The organism is Mycobacterium sp. BK086 (assembly GCA_004362315.1).
Lineage (GTDB): Bacteria > Actinomycetota > Actinomycetes > Mycobacteriales > Mycobacteriaceae > Mycobacterium.
The window spans coordinates 70,565-90,471 of sequence record SNWL01000005.1; the positions used below are offsets into that span (position 1 = coordinate 70,565).

At 65.9% G+C, this 19,907-nt stretch carries 21 protein-coding genes; 15 read left to right on the plus strand and 6 right to left on the minus strand.

Going from position 1 to position 19,907, the window contains the following annotated elements:
• Positions 1–2: 2 nt before the first annotated feature.
• From EV580_RS16695 to EV580_RS16705, 3 genes are read left to right on the plus strand one after another with little or no spacing between them, the layout of a single operon-like run.
• Positions 3–734: an SHOCT domain-containing protein gene (locus tag EV580_RS16695; protein WP_133692338.1), complete on the plus strand. Its 732-nt coding sequence runs from the start codon at positions 3–5 to the stop codon at positions 732–734.
• Positions 735–763: 29 nt separating this feature from the next.
• A complete protein-coding gene (locus EV580_RS16700) occupies positions 764–1,291 on the plus strand; it encodes an SHOCT domain-containing protein (RefSeq protein WP_183505767.1) in 528 nt (175 codons plus the stop codon).
• A gap of 58 nt (positions 1,292–1,349) precedes the next feature.
• The gene (locus EV580_RS16705; protein ID WP_133692339.1) at positions 1,350–2,507 is read left to right on the plus strand and encodes a zinc-binding dehydrogenase; all 1,158 of its coding nucleotides are present in this window, start codon (positions 1,350–1,352) and stop codon (positions 2,505–2,507) included.
• A 32-nt stretch (positions 2,508–2,539) separates the two neighbouring features.
• Here EV580_RS16705 and EV580_RS16710 read toward each other — a convergent pair whose 3' ends face one another.
• Complete coding sequence (locus EV580_RS16710) at positions 2,540–3,118, minus strand: carboxymuconolactone decarboxylase family protein (protein ID WP_133692340.1); 579 nt, start codon at positions 3,116–3,118, stop codon at positions 2,540–2,542.
• Positions 3,119–3,214: 96 nt separating this feature from the next.
• On the opposite strand from EV580_RS16710, the gene EV580_RS16715 reads away from it, so the two are divergent.
• Complete coding sequence (locus EV580_RS16715) at positions 3,215–3,490, plus strand: winged helix-turn-helix transcriptional regulator (RefSeq protein ID WP_255496974.1); 276 nt, start codon at positions 3,215–3,217, stop codon at positions 3,488–3,490.
• On the opposite strand, the gene EV580_RS16720 is transcribed toward EV580_RS16715, so the two are convergent.
• Positions 3,487–4,110 carry an MBL fold metallo-hydrolase gene (locus EV580_RS16720; RefSeq protein ID WP_133692342.1) on the minus strand — a complete coding sequence of 208 codons (624 nt, stop codon included), beginning with the start codon at positions 4,108–4,110 and terminating at the stop codon, positions 3,487–3,489. The two genes, EV580_RS16715 and EV580_RS16720, sit on opposite strands and share 4 nt — an antisense overlap.
• Positions 4,110–5,195, minus strand: coding sequence for an S-(hydroxymethyl)mycothiol dehydrogenase (locus EV580_RS16725; RefSeq protein ID WP_133692343.1), 1,086 nt, complete (start codon positions 5,193–5,195; stop codon positions 4,110–4,112). Before EV580_RS16725 ends, EV580_RS16720 begins: the two co-directional genes overlap by 1 nt.
• A gap of 69 nt (positions 5,196–5,264) precedes the next feature.
• Here EV580_RS16725 and EV580_RS16730 point away from each other — a divergent pair, with 69 nt between their 5' ends.
• The 9 genes from EV580_RS16730 (at position 5,265) to EV580_RS16770 (ending at position 14,097) form a co-directional block, all read left to right on the plus strand.
• On the plus strand, positions 5,265–6,002 hold the full coding sequence (locus EV580_RS16730) for a hypothetical protein (protein WP_133692344.1): 738 nt from the start codon (positions 5,265–5,267) through the stop codon (positions 6,000–6,002).
• Positions 6,003–6,043: 41 nt separating this feature from the next.
• Positions 6,044–7,063 (plus strand): class I SAM-dependent methyltransferase, encoded by a 1,020-nt coding sequence (locus tag EV580_RS16735; protein WP_370581636.1) that lies wholly within the window; start codon positions 6,044–6,046, stop codon positions 7,061–7,063.
• Positions 7,060–7,884 carry a serine hydrolase domain-containing protein gene (locus tag EV580_RS16740; protein ID WP_133692346.1) on the plus strand — a complete coding sequence of 275 codons (825 nt, stop codon included), beginning with the start codon at positions 7,060–7,062 and terminating at the stop codon, positions 7,882–7,884. Before EV580_RS16735 ends, EV580_RS16740 begins: the two co-directional genes overlap by 4 nt.
• A 109-nt stretch (positions 7,885–7,993) precedes the next feature.
• Positions 7,994–8,506, plus strand: a complete 513-nt coding sequence (locus EV580_RS16745; RefSeq protein WP_005144711.1) for a DUF3145 domain-containing protein — start codon at positions 7,994–7,996, stop codon at positions 8,504–8,506.
• Between the two features lie 94 nt (positions 8,507–8,600).
• A complete protein-coding gene (locus EV580_RS16750; RefSeq protein ID WP_133692347.1) occupies positions 8,601–8,870 on the plus strand; it encodes a hypothetical protein in 270 nt (89 codons plus the stop codon).
• 809 nt (positions 8,871–9,679) lie between these two features.
• Entirely contained in the window at positions 9,680–11,947 is a 2,268-nt protein-coding gene (locus EV580_RS16755) for an amidohydrolase family protein (protein WP_166654750.1), read from the plus strand.
• A 36-nt stretch (positions 11,948–11,983) separates the two neighbouring features.
• The gene (locus tag EV580_RS16760; protein ID WP_133692349.1) at positions 11,984–13,369 is read left to right on the plus strand and encodes a S8 family peptidase; all 1,386 of its coding nucleotides are present in this window, start codon (positions 11,984–11,986) and stop codon (positions 13,367–13,369) included.
• 9 nt (positions 13,370–13,378) lie between these two features.
• On the plus strand, positions 13,379–13,600 hold the full coding sequence (locus EV580_RS16765; protein ID WP_133692350.1) for a hypothetical protein: 222 nt from the start codon (positions 13,379–13,381) through the stop codon (positions 13,598–13,600).
• A 59-nt stretch (positions 13,601–13,659) separates the two neighbouring features.
• On the plus strand, positions 13,660–14,097 hold the full coding sequence (locus EV580_RS16770; protein ID WP_133692351.1) for an SRPBCC family protein: 438 nt from the start codon (positions 13,660–13,662) through the stop codon (positions 14,095–14,097).
• Here the strand turns inward: EV580_RS16770 and EV580_RS16775 are convergent.
• Together EV580_RS16775 and EV580_RS16780 are read right to left on the minus strand one after the other, a co-directional pair.
• Positions 14,094–14,996, minus strand: a complete 903-nt coding sequence (locus EV580_RS16775) for a diacylglycerol kinase (RefSeq protein ID WP_133692352.1) — start codon at positions 14,994–14,996, stop codon at positions 14,094–14,096. The genes EV580_RS16770 and EV580_RS16775 overlap by 4 nt on opposite strands.
• On the minus strand, positions 14,993–16,570 hold the full coding sequence (locus EV580_RS16780; protein ID WP_133693096.1) for an FAD-binding oxidoreductase: 1,578 nt from the start codon (positions 16,568–16,570) through the stop codon (positions 14,993–14,995). Before EV580_RS16780 ends, EV580_RS16775 begins: the two co-directional genes overlap by 4 nt.
• 50 nt (positions 16,571–16,620) lie before the next feature.
• On the opposite strand from EV580_RS16780, the gene EV580_RS16785 reads away from it, so the two are divergent.
• Both EV580_RS16785 and EV580_RS16790 read left to right on the plus strand, forming a co-directional pair.
• Positions 16,621–17,202 (plus strand): TetR/AcrR family transcriptional regulator, encoded by a 582-nt coding sequence (locus tag EV580_RS16785; protein ID WP_133692353.1) that lies wholly within the window; start codon positions 16,621–16,623, stop codon positions 17,200–17,202.
• Positions 17,199–18,734, plus strand: coding sequence for a glycerol-3-phosphate dehydrogenase/oxidase (locus EV580_RS16790; protein WP_133692354.1), 1,536 nt, complete (start codon positions 17,199–17,201; stop codon positions 18,732–18,734). Before EV580_RS16785 ends, EV580_RS16790 begins: the two co-directional genes overlap by 4 nt.
• A gap of 1 nt (position 18,735) precedes the next feature.
• On the opposite strand, the gene EV580_RS16795 is transcribed toward EV580_RS16790, so the two are convergent.
• Positions 18,736–19,818, minus strand: coding sequence for an aldo/keto reductase (locus tag EV580_RS16795; protein WP_133692355.1), 1,083 nt, complete (start codon positions 19,816–19,818; stop codon positions 18,736–18,738).
• Positions 19,819–19,907: the final 89 nt, after the last annotated feature.

Consider the following 19,907-nt stretch of genomic DNA (forward strand, 5'->3'; position numbering starts at 1 on the left):
CCATGTCCGGCACCAAGACCGTCTCCCGCATCCTGATGGCGTCAGGGATTCTCATGATGGTGGTCGGCGCTGTCGGCTTCTTCGTCGTGATGATGCTCAACGCCTTCGTGCTCGACGAGTACGACGCGTACGGCGAAGTGCCGATCCCGGGCACGGGCGAGGTTCAGCTGCCGGCCGGGCAGGCGCAGATCAGCTTTCACACCGCGGTGACGGGATCACCGTCGAGCGGTTTCCCGCTGCCCGCGTTGAAGCTGAGCATCATCCCGCCCGAGGGTGTCGCGGATCCGGTGCTGACCGAAAACCACGGCACGCTAACGACTGTCAACAGCGACACCCACATTCGGATCTGGACCGCCGAGGTCCCCGAGGCCGGGACCTACAAGATCCGCACCGACGGTCAGGTGGGCGGGTACATCAATCCGCGGCTGGCCTTCGGTAAGGAGAGTGGATACGGCTATCTGCCGTGGGTGTTCGCCGCCGTGTTCGGGCTGGGGATCGTCGACCTGATCGTGTCGCTGTTCCTGCGCAGGCGGGGCCGCGGTGCCCAGACGGTCGGGCTGATCGCCAACGCACCGTTGGAGTCGTACACCCCGAGCGTTTCGCATGATCCGTACACGCCCACCGACCAGGGCGTGCGCCTGGAGCAGCTGAAAACACTGGCCGCCCTTCGTGATTCCGGGGCGTTGACGCAGGACGAGTTCGACGCGGAGAAACGGCGGATTCTCGGCGATTAACCGCGCCCGCCGTGACACACTTTCTCCCCATGGCCGGTACCAAATCCGTCTCGTATCCGATGGCATCAAGCGTTTTCCTGATGATCGTCGGCGCCATCGGCTTCTTCGCCGTGATGATGCTCAACGCCTTCGTGTTCGACGATTTCGACGCCTACGGTGAAGTGCCGGTCCCGGGTACGGGTCAGGTGCAGCTGCCGGCGGGCGAGGCGCAGATCAGCTTTCATACGTCGTCGGCGTCGAGGGGATTTCCGATACCTCCGGTGACGGTGAACATCGGTGCGCCCGAGGGCGTCGCCGATCCGGTGTTGACCGAAGACCGAGGCGGTCGGGCCAGGGTCAACAAGGACGCTCACGTTCGAATCTGGACTGTCGACATCCGCGACCCCGGCACGTACATAATCCGCGCAGACGGCCAGGTGAACGGTTATCCCGACCCGAGGCTGGCTGTGGGCAAGGACAGCGGCTCCGACTCCCTGCCCTGGGTATTCGGCGGGGTGTTCGCGCTGGGCCTGGTAGGCCTCATGGTGTCGGTGGTGCGACGGCTACGGCGCAGCTGAAAACCCCGACCGCCCTTCGTGATTCCCACCGGATTCTCGGCGAGTAAGCTGGGCTGACGTGAAGGCTGTCAGCTGTGTGCACGGAACATTGTCAGTGGTCGAGCTGCCCGCGCCGGAGCCCGCGGACGGCCAGCTGGTGCTCAACGTCGCCAGTTGCGGTATCTGCGGATCGGATCTGCATGCCAAGGACCACGCCGACGAGGTGAGTGGTCTCACGGCCGAGATGGGCTATCGCGACTTCATGCGCAGCGACACCCCGGTGGTGATGGGCCATGAATTCTCCGGTGAGGTCGCCGAGCGCGGCCGCAAAACCCCGAAGGAATTCAAAGTTGGCACCAGGGTGGTGTCCTTCCCGCTGGTTCGCGCCAACGGCGGCGTGCATCTGACCGGGTTGTCGCCACTGGCTCCCGGCGGGTACGCCGAGCAGGTTCTGGTCCAGGCGGCCATGACGTTTGCGGTGCCCAACGGACTGTCGCTGGACATCGCGTCGCTCACCGAGCCGATGGCCGTCGCCCTGCACGCGGTGAACAGAAGCGAGATCAAGAAGGGCGACACCGCGATCGTGATCGGCTGCGGGCCAGTCGGTTTGGGTATCATCTGCCAGCTCAAGACGCTCGGGGTGGAAACCATTGTCGCCAGCGACTTCTCGCCGGGCCGCCGTGCTCTCGCTACCCGTTGCGGCGCGCACGTCGTCGTCGACCCGAAGGTGGACTCACCGTACGAGAAGGCCGGATCCGCGGGTGCGGTCAGCGATGCCACGGCTCTCTACGAGACCGGCATGAGCGCCATGGAGAAGCTGCGCAAGGTACCGGGCTGGCAGCACGTCTACCGCGTCGCCGACGCTCTGGGGGCAGCAGGACCCAAGCGCCCGGTGATCTTTGAGTGCGTCGGTGTGCCCGGGGTGCTCGACGGCATCGTCATGGCCGCACCGCTGAACTCGCGGGTGGTGGTTGCCGGGGTCTGCATGGCTACCGACCAGCTCCGGCCGTCGATGGCCAATGCCAAAGAGATCGACTTGCGTTTCGTATTCGCCTATACGCCTTTGGAATTCCGCGACACCCTGCACATGCTGGCTGACGGCAAGCTCGACGCCTCGGCCTTGGTGACCGGCAAGGTCGGGCTAGACGGCGTGTCGGCGGCATTCGAGGCACTGGGTGATCCGGAGGTGCACGCGAAGATCCTCGTCGACCCGCAGAGCGTGGCGGCTGCGCCATAGCTATGTGACGAGTCGGACAGGTCGCAGCGGGATTACCGGCCGAGTTGCTGAATGTCAGCGAAGCGTGGTGCGTTCGGTTCGAGTGGTAGTCGAAGTCCGTTGACGAGATAACTGACCATGCGGTAATAGCCGGCGAGCATGAGCAATTCGATGATCGCCTCCTCCGAATGGATGTGAGTGAGCCGCTCCCACAGCTCGTCATCGACACCGCAGGAAGCCTGCAAGCTGTCGCAGAGTCTGATGAGGACCTGATCCTCATCGGACCAATGCTCTTCGTTCGCATCGCCTTTCACGAGTGACTCGATCTGCGGTGCGGTCAGCCCAGCGTTGGTCGCGTAGGCCGCTACGTGCACGCCCCACTCGTATTCGGCGTTGCACTGTGCGGTCACGCGGTCGATGACGATCTCGCGCTGCCGGATGGTCAGGTGTCCCTGATCCAGAAGTCCCGAGTTGAACAGCTTGAAAAACAGCCGACGATCACGAGCCAATGTGGTGAAGAGAACCAGCGGTTCCCTGCCTCGCATGACTGCGTCTATGGCGCCCTGGATGTCCGCGGGCAGCGGAGATGGGGCGGGGCGTACCCGTGCGCTATGATTCTTATAGCGTGTCATGGTTGCGACGATACCCATGCTTGCTACAAAATGTAAAGCATGAGTGTTCCCAGAGTCGGTCGGCCCGTACGCGGTTCGTCCAGCGGGCGCCCGATCATGGTCGTTCTCGATGTGCTCGGAAGGCGCGGCGCGCTGCGCGTGTTGTGGGAACTGCGCGACGGACCACTGACTTTCCGCGCGCTTCAAGAGGCGTGCGAAACCAATCCGGGCTCACTCAACGCGCGCCTGAAGGATCTACGCGAGCTTGGAACCATTGCCCACGAGGATGGTGGTTATCGCCTGAGCGAGGGTGGTCGTAGCCTGATGAAGACTCTCAACAGTCTGCAAAGCTGGTCTGAGCGCTGGGCCTCAGGGGCTCAGTCGAAAAGCTAACTGCCCTTCTTCACCCAGTCGTCGTAGTTGACCAGTTCGTCGCCGATGCGGGTGGTGTCGCCGTGTCCGGTGTAGACGACGGTGTCGGCGGGCAACTTGCCGAGCTTGTCCTTGATCGACCCGAGAATCGTCGGGAAGTCGGAGAATGAGCGGCCGGTCGCGCCGGGTCCGCCCTGGAACAGGGTGTCGCCGGAGAACACCGCACCCAGCGCCGGGGCGTAGAGACAGGTGGAGCCGGGGGAGTGTCCCGGAGTGGCGATGGCGTGCAGCTCGATGCCGTCGGCCTTGAGTACCTGGCCGTCCTCGATGGTGCGGAACTCCTTGTCGCCGTGCGTCATTCGCCACAACATGTCGTCGGCGGGATTCAGCAGCACCGGGGCGTCGAGATCGGCGGACAGCTGGGGCGCGACGGTGATGTGGTCGTTGTGGCCGTGGGTGCACACCACCGCGACGACGTGCCGGTTGCCGACGGCGTCCTCGATGGCCTTGGCGTTGTGGGCGGCGTCGATGACGATCACCTCGGAGTCGTCGCCGACGATCCAGATGTTGTTGTCGACTTCCCAACTGCCGCCGTCGAGTTCGAAGGTGCCGCTGGTGACCACCCGCTCGATGCCGGCCATCAGAGCACGACCACCGAGCGCAGCACCTCACCGGCGTGCATCTTGTGGAAGGCGTCTTCGATGGCGTCCAGCCCGATGCGTTCGGAGACGAATTTTTCGAGGGGGAGGCGGCCTTGGCGGTAGAGGCTGATGAGGGTGGGGAAGTCGCGTTCGGGCAGGCAGTCGCCGTACCAGGAGGACTTCAACGACCCGCCGCGGGAGAAGAAGTCGACCAGGGGCATCTCCAAGGTCATGTCGGGGGTGGGGACGCCGACGAGGACGACGGTGCCGGCCAGATCGCGGGCGTAGAAGGCTTGTTTCCAGGTTTCGGGGCGTCCGACGGCGTCGATGACGACGTCGGCGCCGAATCCGTCGGTGAGGTCCTGGATGGTTTCGACGACGTCGAGTTCACGCGCGTTGATGGTGTGGGTGGCCCCAAAGCCGCGGGCCCAGTCCAGTTTTTGGTTGTCGGTGTCCACGGCGATGATCGTGCGGGCCCCGACCAGGGCGGCGCCGGCGATCGCGGCGTCGCCGACGCCGCCGCAGCCGATGACGGCGACGGTGTCGTTGCGCCCGATCGCCCCGGTGTTGACCGCAGCCCCCAGGCCGGCCATCACGCCGCAGCCGAGCAGGCCGGCCACGGCGGGGTCGGCTTCGGGGTCGACTTTGGTGCACTGGCCTTGGTGGACGAGGGTTTTGTCGGCGAAGGCGCCGATGCCCAGGGCGGGAGTCAGTTCGGTGCCGTCGGTCAGCGTCATCTTCTGGGTGGCGTTGAACGTGTCGAAGCACAGGTGCGGGCGGCCGCGTTTGCAGGCGCGGCATTCTCCGCAGACCGCACGCCAGTTCAGGATGACGAAGTCGCCGACCTCGACATGGGTGACACCGTCGCCGATCGACTCGACGGTGCCGGCGGCCTCGTGGCCGAGCAGGAAGGGATATTCGTCGTTGATGCCGCCCTCGCGGTAGGTCAGGTCGGTGTGGCACACCCCGCAGGCGATGACCTTGACGACCACCTCACCCGGGCCGGGGTCAGGGATGACGATGTCGACCAACTCCACGGGCTGCTTCTTCGACCGGGAAATCACACCACGCACTGTCTGACTCATGGGCAAAACCCTAGCGCGACGGATGCCGAATGCGCCGTGCGTGTCCCGCTCGGAAGCTACGGTGAAGGCTTGCTTACCGCCAGAGTTGAAACCCAGACCGATCTGCTGGTCACGGCACGTGCCGCGTACCGCAGCGGCGACTTCGAAACCAGCTACGCGGCGTTCTCTCGCGCGGGTGCGGTGGGCCCGCTGGCCCTCGACGACCTGGACGCGATGGCGATTGCCGCGGGGCGCCTCGGTCACGGCCGGGAATCGATGCGCGTCGGTGAACTCGTCTATGTCCGGCTGGCACGGACCGACCCCAATGCGGCTGCGGGCAAGGCGGCCGAACTCGGTTCGGCGTGGCTGTCGCGGGGCGAATGGGTCATCGGCCAGACCTGGATCCGCCGGGCTCGCGCGCTGCTTTCCGATGCACCCGAGAGCCAGACGGCGCGCAGGCTGGTCTATCTGGAAGCCGTCGGCGCCGCGTTCGCGACCTATGCGGCAGCGATCTCGGCCACCGCCCGTACCGAGGTGCGCTTGGCGATCGCGGCGGCCGATCCGGCCGACGTGCCCCGGCTGCTGCGTGGCGCGATTCAAATCTCCTTGACGGCAGGCGATCTCGACGAAGCCGAGCGGTACCTCCACGATTCGGACGCCACCGTGTCCGGCAACGACGTACTGCGCGGCGCGGTCCTCGTGCGCCGTGGGCGCTACCGCGAGGCGCTGACGGTGTTACAGGCGGCGGTGCGGGAGTCGCGGTACGAGACAACCGAGGCGTACGCATGGCTCAACGAGGCGCACCGCGGTCTCGCGGAGAGTGGGTGACCCACGTGCAGGACGAGACGACTGAGGAATTCGCCGCCCGAATGGTCCGGGCAATCGACGAGTCGAGCGTGACGATCCTGGCCAGCATCGGTCACCAGACCGGGTTGTTCGACACCCTGGCGGGACTGTCGTCGGCCACCAGCCAGGAGATCGCCGACGCGGCGGGTCTCAACGAGCGGTATGTACGGGAATGGTTGGGCGGCATGGTGACTGGGGGCGTCGTGGACTACGACGCCGACTCGGCGACGTACCGGCTTCCCGAACACCGCGCGGCGGTGCTGACCCGGGCGGCCGGACCGGACAATCTATCCCGGCTGGCGCAGTTCATCCCGCTGCTCGCCGAGATCGAACAGAAGATAGTCGGCTGCTTTCACCAGGGCGGCGGCCTGCCCTACACCGACTACCCCCGGTTCCACGCGTTGATGGCCGAGCAGAGCGGTGAGGTGTTCGACGCCGCGCTGGTCGACGCGATCCTGCCCATGGCTGACGGCTTACCCGAGCGGTTGCGCGCCGGCGCCGATGTCGCCGACTGGGGCTGCGGCAGCGGTCATGCGATCAACGTGATGGCCCGGGCCTTCCCGGACAGCCGCTTCACCGGTATCGACTTCTCCGAGGAAGGCGTCGCGGCGGCGACGGCTGAGGCCGGCCGGCTCGGACTGGCCAATGCGGCATTTCTCCGCGGCGACCTCGCGGCTCTGGATGTCGCGGACGCCTACGACGTGATCACCGTGTTCGACGCCATCCACGACCAGGCACAGCCGGCGCAGGTGCTGGCCAACATCCATCGGGCGTTGCGGCCCGGCGGCGTGTTGTTGATGGTGGACATCAAGGCTTCGAGTCGGCTCGAGGACAATATCGGGGTGCCCCTGAGTCCCTATCTGTTCACCGTGTCGACGATGCATTGCATGTCGGTGTCGCTGGCCTACGGCGGTGCCGGGCTGGGCACCGCATGGGGCCGGCAGCTGGCGACCTCGATGCTGGCCGATGCGGGTTTCCCCGACGTCGCGGTTCACGAGATCGACACCGACCCGATCAACCTCTACTACGTCGCGACCAAGTGAGCCCACTCGACCTGATCGCCGACTGGCCGGTTCCGGGAGTCGCCGCCGCGGTGGTGGGTCCCCACGGAGTGATCGCCGAGTACGGCGACACCGCCGCACCGTTCCGGCTGGCGTCGGTGACCAAACCTCTCGCGGCGCGCGCGGCCCAGGTGGCCATCGAAGAGGGCGTGGTGGAACTCGACACCGCGGCCGGTCCGCCGGGCAGCACGATCCGCCACCTGTTGGCTCACGCGTCGGGGCTCTCCATGCATTCCGCCGAGGTGATGGCCGAACCCGGCAAGCGGCGGGTCTACTCGAACTACGGCTTCCAGGTGCTGGCCGAAGCGATCGAAACAGCAGCGGACATCGAGTTCGGCCGGTATCTGGCCGAGGCGGTCTTCGAACCGCTGGGGATGGCCGGGTCGCGACTGGAGGGCGGCGCGGCGGCGGCCGGCTACGGCGGCGTATCCACGGTGGCTGACCTGGCGGTTTTCGCGCAGGATCTGCTGGTGCCGCGAACGGTGTCGACGCGGCTCCACGATTGTGCGATCACGGTGCAGTTTCCCGGTCTCAGCGGGGTGCTGCCCGGTTTCGGGGTCCAGCGGCCCAACGACTGGGGGCTGGGGTTCGAGATCCGCGACGGGAAATCACCGCACTGGACAGGCTTTGCCAACTCTGCGCGCACCTTCGGTCATTTCGGCCAGACCGGGACGTTCCTGTGGGTCGACCCGGCGAGGGCATTGTCGCTGGTAGTGCTCACGGACCGGGATTTCGACGAGTGGGCCAAGCCGCTCTGGCCGGCACTCTCTGATGAAGTTCTGAGAGTGTACGGAGCGAACTAGCGCAACAGGGGCCTCACAAGGCACAATAAACACGCACGACACAATTGCATCTCCGGAAACACCAGGTCGTTGGGGAAGACGTCCCTCGTGGAGCCGAAGGAGCAAGGTGATGCGTGCGTCGAACCAGTTCGCCGATGCGACGACTGGCGTGGTGTATGTCCACGCCTCTCCCGCAGCGGTGTGCCCACATGTCGAGTGGGCACTCTCGTCGACCCTGAATGCCAGGGCGAACCTGAAGTGGACCCCTCAGCCGGCCATGCCTGGGCAGCTGCGCGCGGTGACCAATTGGATTGGTCCCGTGGGCACCGGTGCCCGGCTGGCCAATGCGCTGCGCTCGTGGTCGGTCCTGCGGTTCGAAGTCACCGAGGATCCGAGTGCCGGCGTGGACGGCGAGCGGTTCTGCCACACCCCGCAACTGGGTCTGTGGTCCGGTGCGATGAGCGCCAACGGCGACATCATGGTCGGCGAGATGCGGCTGCGCACGCTGATGGCCTCGGGTGCCGACACCCTGGCGGCCGAGCTGGACTCGGTGCTCGGCACCGCCTGGGACGAGGCCCTGGAGCCATACCGCGATGGCGGCGACGGCGGCGAGGTCAGCTGGCTGAGCAGGGGAGTGGGCTAGACCTGTCGTGAAATCGAGTGGTCCGGTACGCGTGTGTACGCGACCGGGCGGATGAAGAATTCACACCGCCCATCTTGTCGGAAGGCGGTTAGACATGGCCACTGTAAAGCGTCCCACCAAGGTCGAATCCACCGACTTTGAGGTTTTCACGCTCGAGCTGTCCGACGACGAGAAGCGCACGCTTCGAGCGGATCCTGAGGGGTACCTGCAGATGCTCCTCGGCGAAGACCACCTGATCAACGGTGTCACCATCGACACCAGAATCCTCAGGGACGAGACGTGCCCGGGTATCTGGAAGGTGGTTCATCTGCGCTCCGCGGAGAACTACTCGTGGCACTCTCTGCGGTGTATCCCGCTGCCGTAGGTACCGACGACAGATTCTCGTTCCGGGAGCGTTAGACCGCTTCCGGAGCAATGGCTTTCAGCGCTGCCGCAGGTCCGCTGCATACGTGGATACGTCAGAGTCGAGCACGCAATTGGCGTAGCGTCCGTCCGGCGATCGAGTAGTCGCTACTCATGTGCTTTGACATCGCGAGTCGTACGTTTGCGCCAATGCCTTCGATAGGCGGATCGACCACGGGTAGGGGCGATGTCATGGCCGAACCGATTGTGTCCAAGCTGCCGATCGAGGTCGAGCTCGTCGTCGACGTGATGCCGTGCCTCTCCATGCGGCAGACGTACGACTCGGCATCCGAACCACACCCGTGCGCCTACTTCGGCGAGTGGGGTTACTACCACAGCTACGACTATGCAAGTGCCGGGCCGCCCGAGCAGCCGAAGATCGACCTGCCGGTGGTGTACGCCGGCAAGCGCCAGGTGGTACCCGAACTGCTGTCGGGGTGTCGCAAGGCGCCGATCATGTGCGTCGGTATCAACCCGAACCTGCCGGGCTGGACTAGTCGGACCCGCAACGCAATTCACCCGTACTTCGAGGACATCCTGCAATACGCGCACTACTTCCGATACCGGACCCGCGACAAACTGCGTGTCCCGCAACAGGATTACGAGGAATTGCGGGGATCCGTCGACGACGACCCGTCGTCACCCCGAGCACTGACCGAGGTCGGTGCCGACATCCCCGTCGAGCCCTCACCCGTATTGATGTACGGCCAGTATCAACGGCTGCTCGACGGCCTTGCGCAACGAAAGGGGTGGGCGCAACACCAACTCGCCGTGGGTGAGGACATCGCTTACGCGAACATGGTTGCCTGCCCGTCGGCGCGGTGGGTGATCAGCCCGAACCAGGATGACCCAGCAATGCCTGTGATGGGACGGCCACGGGCCCAAGGGATTGTCGGCGAGTGCTTCGTCGAACGGCGATATTTTCTGCGTCAGTTGGTGCAAAGTCTGCCGGCCGTGATCCTGGTGTTCAGCCAGACGACTGCGCGCGAGTTCATTTCGGCGCTCGCCAACCGTTTCACCGTCGGTGATCCGCAGCCCAACGAACCGCTCCGGGATCTTTTCGACCGCGAGATCCGCCTCAGCTATGGGCAGCTGTCGGATGGTACCGAGCTTGATTCGCGGGTGATCTTCATGGCGCACGCATCGGCCAACCCGCACGATTTCGACGCGATGGTGAGCCGTTGCGTCGATTACCTGGTCGGGGAGGTGGATCGCGGGAACCTGATGTACCGCAACGAGACTGGCCATCTGCAAAGGGGTCGCGGATCGTGCGTGTTCTGCTCCAATTCGCTGTATCGGATCGGCAACTGTGACTATCAAGCGGAGCTGCAACCGATCGCGCCAGGAGGGATCGAACCCCTCGTCGCGGACGAGCCCGAAGCGCTGGTGGACAAATCCGAGCAGCTTCACCTCCTAGACCAAATCATGGGTTCGCCGGCGGAACGCCGAGCCGGCGAGGTGCCTCGGGTTGCGCCGCTCGCAGGCCAGCCCGCCGGCTCGCGGTTCATCCTGCACGGGACAGTCGTTCCGATGAACGGCGCTCCCATTCCCAACGGTGCGATCTATGTCGCCGACGGGCGAATCGCGGCGGTCGGCGAGGCGGGCGCGCCAGCCCCGGCCGGTTTTGATGGAGTCCGCACCGTCCAGACCAAGGGGATGATCTATCCCGGCTTGTTCGATATGCACAACCATCTTCCTTACAACATTCTCCCGCTGTGGCGGCCACCGCGCCGCTTCGATAATCGGGCAGGCTGGCTGGGTCTCCCGGAATACTCCCAGCACATCGGGGAGCCAATGAATGTGATTGTCGGCAGCGGTGTTAACGCCATCAAGGCGATCATCCGCTACGTCGAGGTCAAGCTATTGCTCGGCGGGGTCACATCCGCCCAGGGCCTGCGATCGCGGTTCGGGGGCAACGCGCTCTATCGAGGGGTGGTGCGCAATGTCGAGGCTCCGGACGATCCGAGCCTCGAGCCGCCGGCGGACTCACGCGTGATCGACATCGACAACCAGACCGTGGCCAACTTGAAGCAGGATCTCGACAGCGGAACCAAGGTGTTCTTTCACCTTGCCGAAGGCATCGACGCTCGCGCCAGGGAGCAGTTCAGGTTGGCTCACGAAAACTCAGCGGTGCGAGCGAATTTGGTCGGGATTCATAGCCTCGGATTGAAGGCGAAGGACCACCAGGCCATGCGATCGGCCGAGTCGTGGGTGGTGTGGTCGCCGTTGTCGAACTCGCTGCTGTACGGCGAAACGATCGACCCGCGCGTCCTGTTCGAGAAGAAGTCGCTGTTCACCCTTGGCAGCGACTGGACGCCCAGCGGTAGTCGCAACATCCTGATGGAACTCAAAGTGGCATGGCTTCGCGTGCAACAAGTTACCCCGGCAGCCGAGCGATTCGGGTTCGAGGATCTGGCCAAAGCGGTGACGGTGAGCGGGGCTGCGGCCGCCGGCTGGGAAGACCAGTTGGGAACGATCGAAGCCGGGAAACTGGCCGACTTCGTGGTGCTGGACGCCACGCACGAAGATCCTTACGAGAACCTCGTCCGGGCCACCGAGCGCGAGGTACGTCTCGTGGTGGTCGGTGGGGTTCCGCGATACGGCGACCACGACGTCATGCAGGCGGCCGGCATCTCGGCCGCGAGCGCAGAACGGCTTGTTGTCGGTGGCCGCAAGAAGCGCCTTCATCTACACCAGGACGATTCGCCGTTGGCAGGCCTCACTTTCGACGCGGCACGCGAGCGTCTGCGGGCAGCGATGTCCGACCTGGACGCCGTCCGCAATGCTCCGGCCCCGATATTCGAGCCACTCGGGAACGAACCGCAGATCGACCTCGAGCTCGATATGCAGCCAGAAGACGTCGCCGACCTCGGACCGATGCCACTGGCGGTTCTTCCACCCCTTCCGAAGCTGTCCCTCGACGCTCCGACGGTGGTCGACGACAAAACCTATTTCGACCACCTGGAATCCTTCGAGCCGCTGCCTGAGTACTTCAAGGGTGCGGACGGACTGCGCGGCTTCTATCAGAGCGGCTTATAGGGCACGCTCCGCAACGACCGACAACAGGGAGAGAAGATGCCGAAAATACAAGTGCTGCTTGAGGTGTCGCAATCGCAGGACGAAGCATTCGCGGCGTTCGACGCAGAGTTGGCGTCACCGTCGCTGGCCGTCGCCGCCAACGAGTCGGCGCTGGATAAACTCGCGGGTCTCGGGGTCGAGATGGCGACCGACCTGCCTCCGGTGCCGATGCTGAACATCAAGCCCGACACAGTGATCGCCTTGGAAGCCTTCGGTGTTGAGGAAGTCAGTCCCGACATGAGTGCCGACACCGTCGTCGTCGCCGCTGAAGTGGACGCCGGCCAGATCGACGCCCTGCAGAGAAGGCGCGGCGTCACGGTATGGGCGAATTCGCCGCTGGAATTCGTCGACGGCTGCCGTTGCGGAACGTCGCCGGACGTCGATGCCACAGAGTTGTTCGACCTGGCGTCCTCGGCTGGGGGTGTGGACTGCAGCCCGTTCCTGCCGGCGGTCACCGTTGAGGCCATCCGCACTCTGCTCGGCGTGAGGCGGATCTGGCACGACGGTTTTCGGGGCCAGAACGTGGTGGTTGGCATCATCGATGAAGGCGTCAACGGGATGAACTACCCCGTCGTTGGTGGATTCTCCCGACCCAACGCGCTTCGGCCAGGAACCGCCGACATCACCAGTCACGGCTCCATGTGTGCGGCCGATGTGCTGGTTGCCGCACCGGCGGCCAAACTGTACGACTATCCGTTCCTGGGCATCCAGAACTCCGGCGGAGCGCTGCAGATGTTCCAGGCCGCGCTGACGCAGCGGCATAGCGACGGGACCCCGCACGTGTTGAACAACAGCTGGGGATTCACCGCCGTCCCAGACCAACAAGCCGCTCCCAACCACGAAATTTGGAATCTCGATCACCCTCTGCATCGGAAGATCCGCGAAGTCATCACCTCCGGCGCCACCACGATGTTCGCGGCGGGCAACTGCGGTCAGGATTGCCCATCGGGTAACTGCCGGCCCTCCGGGATCGGCCCGGGCAGATCGATTCACGGCTCCAACAGCCTGGCCGAAGTCATCACAGTGGCCGCAGTCAATTCCCGCAATCAACGCATTGGCTACTCGTCTCAGGGGCCAGGCATGTTCGAACACGCCAAACCCGATGTTGCTGCCTACAGCCACTTCTTCGGCAACTTCGGGCCCGGCCGCCCCGGCGGCACCGCCCACTCGCCCTTCGACAACGGCACCTCCTGCGCAACGCCGGTGGCGTCCGGGGTGGCCGCGTTATTGCTGTCCGCGTTTCCGCAGCTCACGCCAGTCGATATCCGCAATGCGCTGATCGCGGGCGCCGTCAACATCGGGCCGCCCGGATTCGACGACCAAACCGGTCACGGTGTCATCAACGCTGCGGCGTCCTATGCGAACCTGCGGGCGAGTAGGTAGCCTGGGTGGATGAATTGGTTGGTCACAGTGCGTGATGACGCCAACCTGCAGGAGATCTCTCAGCGGCTGCGCGCTCTAGGCTGCACAACGGTCGATACCAAGGGCGCAGTGCCGATGTCTGACCACGAGCTTTCGATCGCGGTGGTGGGGCCGTCGGAGCTGCCCAAATCCGTGCAAGGCGACCCGCAGATCCTCGGCGTCTGGGAAAACAGCGACATCGTCCTGGCCTGACGGTTCAGGGCAGTCGAGGCGGCATCGCAGAAGAGTCGGCATCTAACTAACCTGAAGCGATGGTCCATCTCCACGTCGAGAAGACGATCTACGCGCCGCCCCAAGAAGTATTCGACTGGCTGGCCGATCCGGTGAACCTGAATGCGGCCCCGTTGATCGTCACGTCGGACTGGGCGAAGGACTCACCGGCGCCCGCCGGCCTCGGCGCGATGCGGACCGGCTTCGCTATCGGCCTGTGGTTTCGCGAGGAGATCACCGCCTATGACCCGCCGCACAGCTACAGCTATCTGATCGTCAAATCGGTACCGGCCTTCGAGCATGAGGGCGGCACACTCACCTTCACCCCGGACGGCGAAGCAACTCGCGTCGACTGGGACAGCACCTACACCCATCCGGCTCGCGGCGGCGGAAAGGCCATGGAGGCGCTCACGTCAAAGCTGCTGCCGTGGAACTTCCGTGCGATCCTCAATGGGTGCGCCAAGGCATTGGAGCGCTAGATCGGCTCCGGGACAATGATTTTCAGTGCGCCTGGGACCGCCGAGATCTCTGCGGGCAGCGGACACACGTAGTCGCCGTCGGCGTAGGCGTTGATGCCGGGGGAGTCGACGGTGATCGTGCGGGCCCGGGCGGTGGTGACTTCGGGCAGGTTCACGTGCGTGCCCTTGAACACCGTCGGGAACAACCGGATCAGCTTGACCCGCGACGACGCGCCAACCATTGTGATGTCGAGCATCCCGTCGGAGTGATCCGCGCCCGGGGTGATCAACATGCCCCCGCCGTAGCTGCGGGTGTTGCCGAACGCCGCCAGTGTCAGCTCGGTGACGATCTCTCGCTCGCCGTCGAGCACCATCCGAAAAGGCAACGGCCGCAACTGCGAAATCTCGGCGACCAGCGCGACGTTGTAACGCATCCGGCCGTGCGGCCAGCTCATCCGGTTCACCCGATCGCTGACCAGTGAGTCGAACCCCGTCGCGGCGACCGTGCCGAACCAGGTGCTCGACCCGTCGGCACCCTTGACGAGTCCGAGGTCGACGGTCTCGGTGTATCCGGCGGCGATCACGTCAACCGCGGCCACCGGATCGGCTGTCGGCAGCCGGTATTCGCGGGCATGGTCGTTGCCGGTGCCGGCGGGCACGATTCCCAGCGGAATGTCGGTGCGCGCCAACGCCTGCAGCGCCAGGCGGATCACCCCGTCGCCGCCTACCACGACCAACGCGTCAGTCGGGCGGGTCAGTGCATCGTCGACGAGTTCACGGGCATGAGCGGCATCGCGGCCGACGATCCCCGTCACGTTAATCCCGAGCTCCTGAAACCGCTTCACCGCAAGCTCGCCGGCATGTGGCGCGTTGCCGTGGCCCGACTTCGGGTTGGTCAGGACGGTGACGTGGGAAATCATGGAATCAGCTTGCCGGGGTTCAGGATCCCCGCCGGATCGACAGCCTGCTTGACCGCCTGCAACACCTTCACGCCGAGCTCGCCGATCTCCGCACCCATCCACGGCCGGTGATCGGCCCCGATCGCATGATGGTGGGTGATGGTGCCGCCGGTGCGTGAAATGGCATCGGAGGCGGCGACTTTGGCAGCCAGCCACTGCTTGGCCACGTCGCCGCGCTGGCCCGCCACCACGGTGAAGTACAGCGATGCGCCGGTGGGATACACATGCGAAATGTGGCACATCACCAGCGCCGGTGTGCCGCTTTCGGCGAGCGAGTTCGTCAGCGCCTCGGTGACCGCCGTCTTCAGAGCGGTCAGGTTGGACCACGTCGTCGCGGTCTCCAGCGTCTCGCACAACGCGCCGGCGGCCAGCAGCGAATCACGCAGGTACGGCGCGTCGAACCGGCCGTGCTCCCACGCTCGCGCAGGGGCCTCGCCCAGTGAGGTACCACCCTGGGCTTCCAGCACCGCACGGGTCTCGGCGTGCCGGCTCTCGGTGTGCGCCGGGCTTCCCTCGAACAGGGTGAGCCCCAAACAACCGCCGGTGATGCTCTGCTCACCGATGCTGCCGGTGGTCGCCAGGTTCACGCCGGTCTCGGCCTCATCGGACAACCGCACCACAGTCGGTCCGGTGCCGATCTGGGTGATGGCGCGCAGCGCGGCCGCGCCGGTGGCGAAGTCGGGGAACGACCATGCCTCGTAGCGGGTCGTCTCCGGGACGGGATGTACGCGTAGGCGCACCCGGGTGATCACGCCGAAGACGCCTTCGGATCCGGAGAACAGCTCCCGAAGGTCCGGGCCGGCCGCGGTCTCCGGGGCGCGGCCGAGGTCGAGGACGCCGACCGGGGTGACGATCGTCAGTCCCCGGATCATGTCGTTGAACCGGCCGTATCCCGCGGAATCCTGCCCCGAGGAGCGGGTGGCCGCGTACCCGCCGATGGTGGCGAACTTGAAACTCTGGGGGAAGTGTCCGAGGGAGAAGCCGTGTTCGCCGAGCAGGCGTTCGGCGTCCGGGCCGGTCACCCCGGCGCCCAGTTCGGCCTGCATCGACGTCTCGTCAAGTGAGTGCAGCGCATCGAGCCGGCGCAGGTCCAGCGAGATGACGGCGGCGAACTCGCCGCGGATCGGGTCGAGGCCGCCGACCACGCTGGTGCCGCCACCGAAGGGCACCACGGCGATGCCGTGCTGCGAGCAGTAGCGCAGCACGGTCGCGATCTCGTCCTCATTGCCGGGAAGCAGCACCGCGTCCGGAGCATCCTGGTGGGTTTGCTTGCGGCGCAACAGATCCAGCGTGGACTTGCCGCCCGCGTACCGCAGCCGGCCCTGGTCGTCGGTCCGCACGTAGTCGGCGCCCACGAATTCCGCGAGAGCATCGCGGTGCTCGTCTGCCAACGACGACGGCCGGACCTGAACCTCGTCGATGGACGGTGCGGGGACCTCGCTGACCGTGACCCCGAGTGCCTGCTCGAGCAGCGCTCGAATGCCGTCGGAGAGGGGCTTGGCGGCTTGGGGGTCGCCCCAGGCATTCCAGGCCATCGGGGGAACCAGGGTGCGGGCATCGTCGCTCATGCGTTACAGTATTACAGATGTTGTCAATCAGTAACGACGAATCGCTTAACGTCGGCGACCGGATCATGGCCGCCGCGGCCAGCTGTGTCCGCGATTTCGGGGTCGAGCGGGTCACGTTGGCCGAGATCGCCCGGCGCGCCGGAGTGAGCCGCCCGACTGTGTATCGCCGCTGGCCAGACACCAGCACGATCGTGGCGTCGTTGCTCACCGACCGGATCACCGGCACCTGGCGCGCGGTCCCGGCGGCTCACCCCGGCCGCACCGGCCTTGTCGAGCGGATCGTCGAGGTGGCCCGCCGCCTGCGCGACGACGAACTCATCACCTCGGTGCTGCGCTCCGCCCCCGACCTGGCGATGGTCTACATCGCCGGACGCCTCGGAACCAGCCAGCAGATCCTGATCGACCTCTTCGTCGACGCACTGCGCGCGGCTCAGGCCGACGGCAGTGTCCGGGCCGGCGACGTCCGTCAGATGTCGGCGATGGTGCTGCTCATCGGGCAGTCCGCGATCCAGTCCGCCCAGATCGTCGAACCCATTCTCGACGGCGACGCCCTGAGCGCCGAGCTGTCCCGCGCCCTGAACGGATACCTCGCCCCATGAGTGACCTCACCGCCCTGAACGCCACCCGGCGAAGCGCCGAGCTGGCCGAGCTCGGTGACGACGGCCGCGTCGACGTCGTCGTCATCGGCGCCGGCATCACCGGAACCGGTATCGCCCTCGACGCCGCCAGCCGCGGGCTGTCGGTGCTCCTGGTCGAGAAGCACGACCTGGCCTTCGGCACCAGCCGGTGGAGCTCGAAGCTGGTCCATGGCGGCCTGCGCTATCTGGCCACCGGCAACGTCGGTATCGCGCGCCGAAGCGCGGTCGAGCGCGGCATCCTGATGACCCGCAACGCCCCGCATCTGGTGAGCCCCATGCCGCAGCTGGTTCCGTTGCTGCCGTCGATGGGACGAGCCCAACGAGCTTTGATCCGAACGGGATTCGTCGCCGGTGACGCACTGCGAATCCTGGCGGGCACCAAATCGTCGACGTTGCCGCGATCGCGGCGCATCGGCGTTCAGCAGTCGGTGGCGATGGCGCCGACCGTGCGGCGCGACGGTCTCGACGGCGGCCTGCTGGCCTACGACGGCCAGTTGATCGACGATGCACGGCTGGTGACCGCCGTCGCCCGCACCGCCGCGCAGAACGGGGCACGGATCCTGACCCGGGTGTCCGCGGTCAGCGCGACGGGCACTTCAGTGCGCTTGCGCGACGAGCTGACCGGCGAGACGCTCGACGTGACGGCGCGTGCGGTGATCAACGCGACGGGCGTTTGGGCGGGTGAGGTGGATTCGGCGATCAAGCTGCGCCCGAGCCGTGGCACGCATCTGGTGTTCGATGCCGCGTCGTTCGGCAATCCGACTGCGGCGCTGACCATTCCGATCCCGGGCGAGATCAACCGGTTCGTGTTCGCGATGCCCGAACAACTCGGCCGCGTCTACCTCGGGCTGACCGACGAGGACGCGCCCGGCCCGATTCCCGATGTGCCCGAACCGACTCCGGCCGAAGTGAGCTTCCTGCTCGACACCGTCAACACCGCGCTGGGCACCGCGCTCAGCACCGCCGACATCACGGGTTCGTACGCGGGCCTGCGTCCGCTGATCGACACCGGGGAAGGCCGGACCTCCGACCTGTCGCGCGAACATGCCGTCATCGAAAGCGATTCCGGAGTGTTCAGCATCGTCGGCGGCAAGCTCACCGAATACCGGCACATGGCCGAGGATGCCCTCGACCGCGCGCTGGCGGCCCGCGCCATCACCGCCCAGCCGTGCCGGACCCGCAACCTGCCGCTGGTCGGTGCGCCCGCCAATCCCGTTGCCACCCTGCGTACGACCAGCCATCTGCCGAGCTCCCTTGTCGCCCGATACGGAGCCGAGTCGCCGAACGTCATCGCCTCCGCGCGCTGCGAACGGCCGACCGACCGGGTCGCCGACGGAATCGACGTCACCCGTGCGGAATTCGAGTTTGCCGTGACTCACGAGGGCGCGCTGACCGCCGAGGACATCGTGGACCGGCGCACCCGCATCGGCCTGGTCGACACTGACCGAACCCGGGCGTTGTCGGTGGCCGAGGACCTGCTGGCCCGCGCCTGACTCAGTACCGCACCGCGCTCTGCAGCAGCGGGGGATAGACCGTCGACGTCTCACCGTCCACGGTCGTGCCGGCGAACTGCAGCATCGAGCGGGTTGCCCCGTTCACGTCGGCGGGGTAGTTCAGCGTCGGGGCCGACACCTCGTCGAGGCGGCGCAGCTGCTCTGCGGTGAGCGTGACGTCGACCGCGGCCAGGTTGTCCTCCAGGTGTGCCATCCGCCGCGCCCCCAGAATCGGAACGACCGTGCCCTGCCGCGCCCGCAGCCAGGCCAGCGCCACCGCGGCCGGGCTGGCGCCGATCTCGTCGGCGACGGCGATGACGGCCTCGATGACCACGAACTCGTCGTCGCTGGGACCGCCGACATAGTCGGCACGCACCGAATCGTCGACGGCGGCGCCGCGGCGGTACTTGCCGGACAGGAAGCCGTTCTTCAGTGGGCTCCACGGCACCAGCGCCATGCCCTGGTCGAGGGCCAGCGGTGCCAGCTCGCCCTCGGCGGTGCGTGCCAACAGCGAGTACTCCACCTGCAGGGCGATCAGCGGCGTCCAGCCGCGCAGTACGGCCATGGTCTGCGCCTGGGCGGTGACCCAGCCGGGGGTGTTGGAGAACCCGATGTAGCGAATGGTGCCGGCACGCACCAGATCGTCGAGCGTGCGCAGAGTCTCCTCGAGAGGGGTGTTGCGGTCCCAGTTGTGCAGCCAGTACATGTCCAGATAGTCGGTATTCAAGCGGCGCAACGTTTCTCGCAGCTGGGCGAGGATCGCGGTACGGCCCGCACCACCGCCGTTGGGGTCGCCCGGGTGCAGGTTGGCGAAGAACTTCGAGGCGAGCACGACCCGGTCGCGCCGCCCCGGCCGGGCGGTGAACCAGTCGCCGAGGATCTTCTCCGAGTGGCCGTTGGTATAGAAGTTGGCGGTGTCAATGAAGTTGCCGCCGCGGTCCAGGTAGGCGTCGAGGATCCGCTCGGATTCCTCGACGCTGGATCCTGCGCCACCGGCATCTTCGCCGAAGGTCATGGCGCCGAGGGCGAACGGGCTGACGCGTAGGCCTGAACGGCCGAGGGTGAGGTAATGATCAAGTGGCATATCTCCATTCAAGGCGAATCCGCAGTTCAGAGGTAGACCGATCCGACCTACCTCTTGCACGATCCGCTCAATTTTGGTGGGATCCGGAC

Coding starts and splice junctions, on each gene's coding strand:
- EV580_RS16695 (WP_133692338.1), top strand. CDS start 3: ATGTCCGGCACCAAGACCGTCTCCCGCATCCTGATGGCGTCAGGGATT.
- EV580_RS16700 (WP_183505767.1), top strand. CDS start 764: ATGGCCGGTACCAAATCCGTCTCGTATCCGATGGCATCAAGCGTTTTC.
- EV580_RS16710 (WP_133692340.1), bottom strand. CDS start 3,118: ATGACACGCTATAAGAATCATAGCGCACGGGTACGCCCCGCCCCATCT.
- EV580_RS16715 (WP_255496974.1), top strand. CDS start 3,215: ATGGTCGTTCTCGATGTGCTCGGAAGGCGCGGCGCGCTGCGCGTGTTG.
- EV580_RS16720 (WP_133692342.1), bottom strand. CDS start 4,110: ATGGCCGGCATCGAGCGGGTGGTCACCAGCGGCACCTTCGAACTCGAC.
- EV580_RS16725 (WP_133692343.1), bottom strand. CDS start 5,195: ATGAGTCAGACAGTGCGTGGTGTGATTTCCCGGTCGAAGAAGCAGCCC.
- EV580_RS16735 (WP_370581636.1), top strand. CDS start 6,044: ATGGTCCGGGCAATCGACGAGTCGAGCGTGACGATCCTGGCCAGCATC.
- EV580_RS16745 (WP_005144711.1), top strand. CDS start 7,994: ATGCGTGCGTCGAACCAGTTCGCCGATGCGACGACTGGCGTGGTGTAT.
- EV580_RS16750 (WP_133692347.1), top strand. CDS start 8,601: ATGGCCACTGTAAAGCGTCCCACCAAGGTCGAATCCACCGACTTTGAG.
- EV580_RS16760 (WP_133692349.1), top strand. CDS start 11,984: ATGCCGAAAATACAAGTGCTGCTTGAGGTGTCGCAATCGCAGGACGAA.
- EV580_RS16765 (WP_133692350.1), top strand. CDS start 13,379: ATGAATTGGTTGGTCACAGTGCGTGATGACGCCAACCTGCAGGAGATC.
- EV580_RS16770 (WP_133692351.1), top strand. CDS start 13,660: ATGGTCCATCTCCACGTCGAGAAGACGATCTACGCGCCGCCCCAAGAA.
- EV580_RS16775 (WP_133692352.1), bottom strand. CDS start 14,996: ATGATTTCCCACGTCACCGTCCTGACCAACCCGAAGTCGGGCCACGGC.
- EV580_RS16780 (WP_133693096.1), bottom strand. CDS start 16,570: ATGGCCTGGAATGCCTGGGGCGACCCCCAAGCCGCCAAGCCCCTCTCC.
- EV580_RS16785 (WP_133692353.1), top strand. CDS start 16,621: ATGTTGTCAATCAGTAACGACGAATCGCTTAACGTCGGCGACCGGATC.
- EV580_RS16790 (WP_133692354.1), top strand. CDS start 17,199: ATGAGTGACCTCACCGCCCTGAACGCCACCCGGCGAAGCGCCGAGCTG.
- EV580_RS16795 (WP_133692355.1), bottom strand. CDS start 19,818: ATGCCACTTGATCATTACCTCACCCTCGGCCGTTCAGGCCTACGCGTC.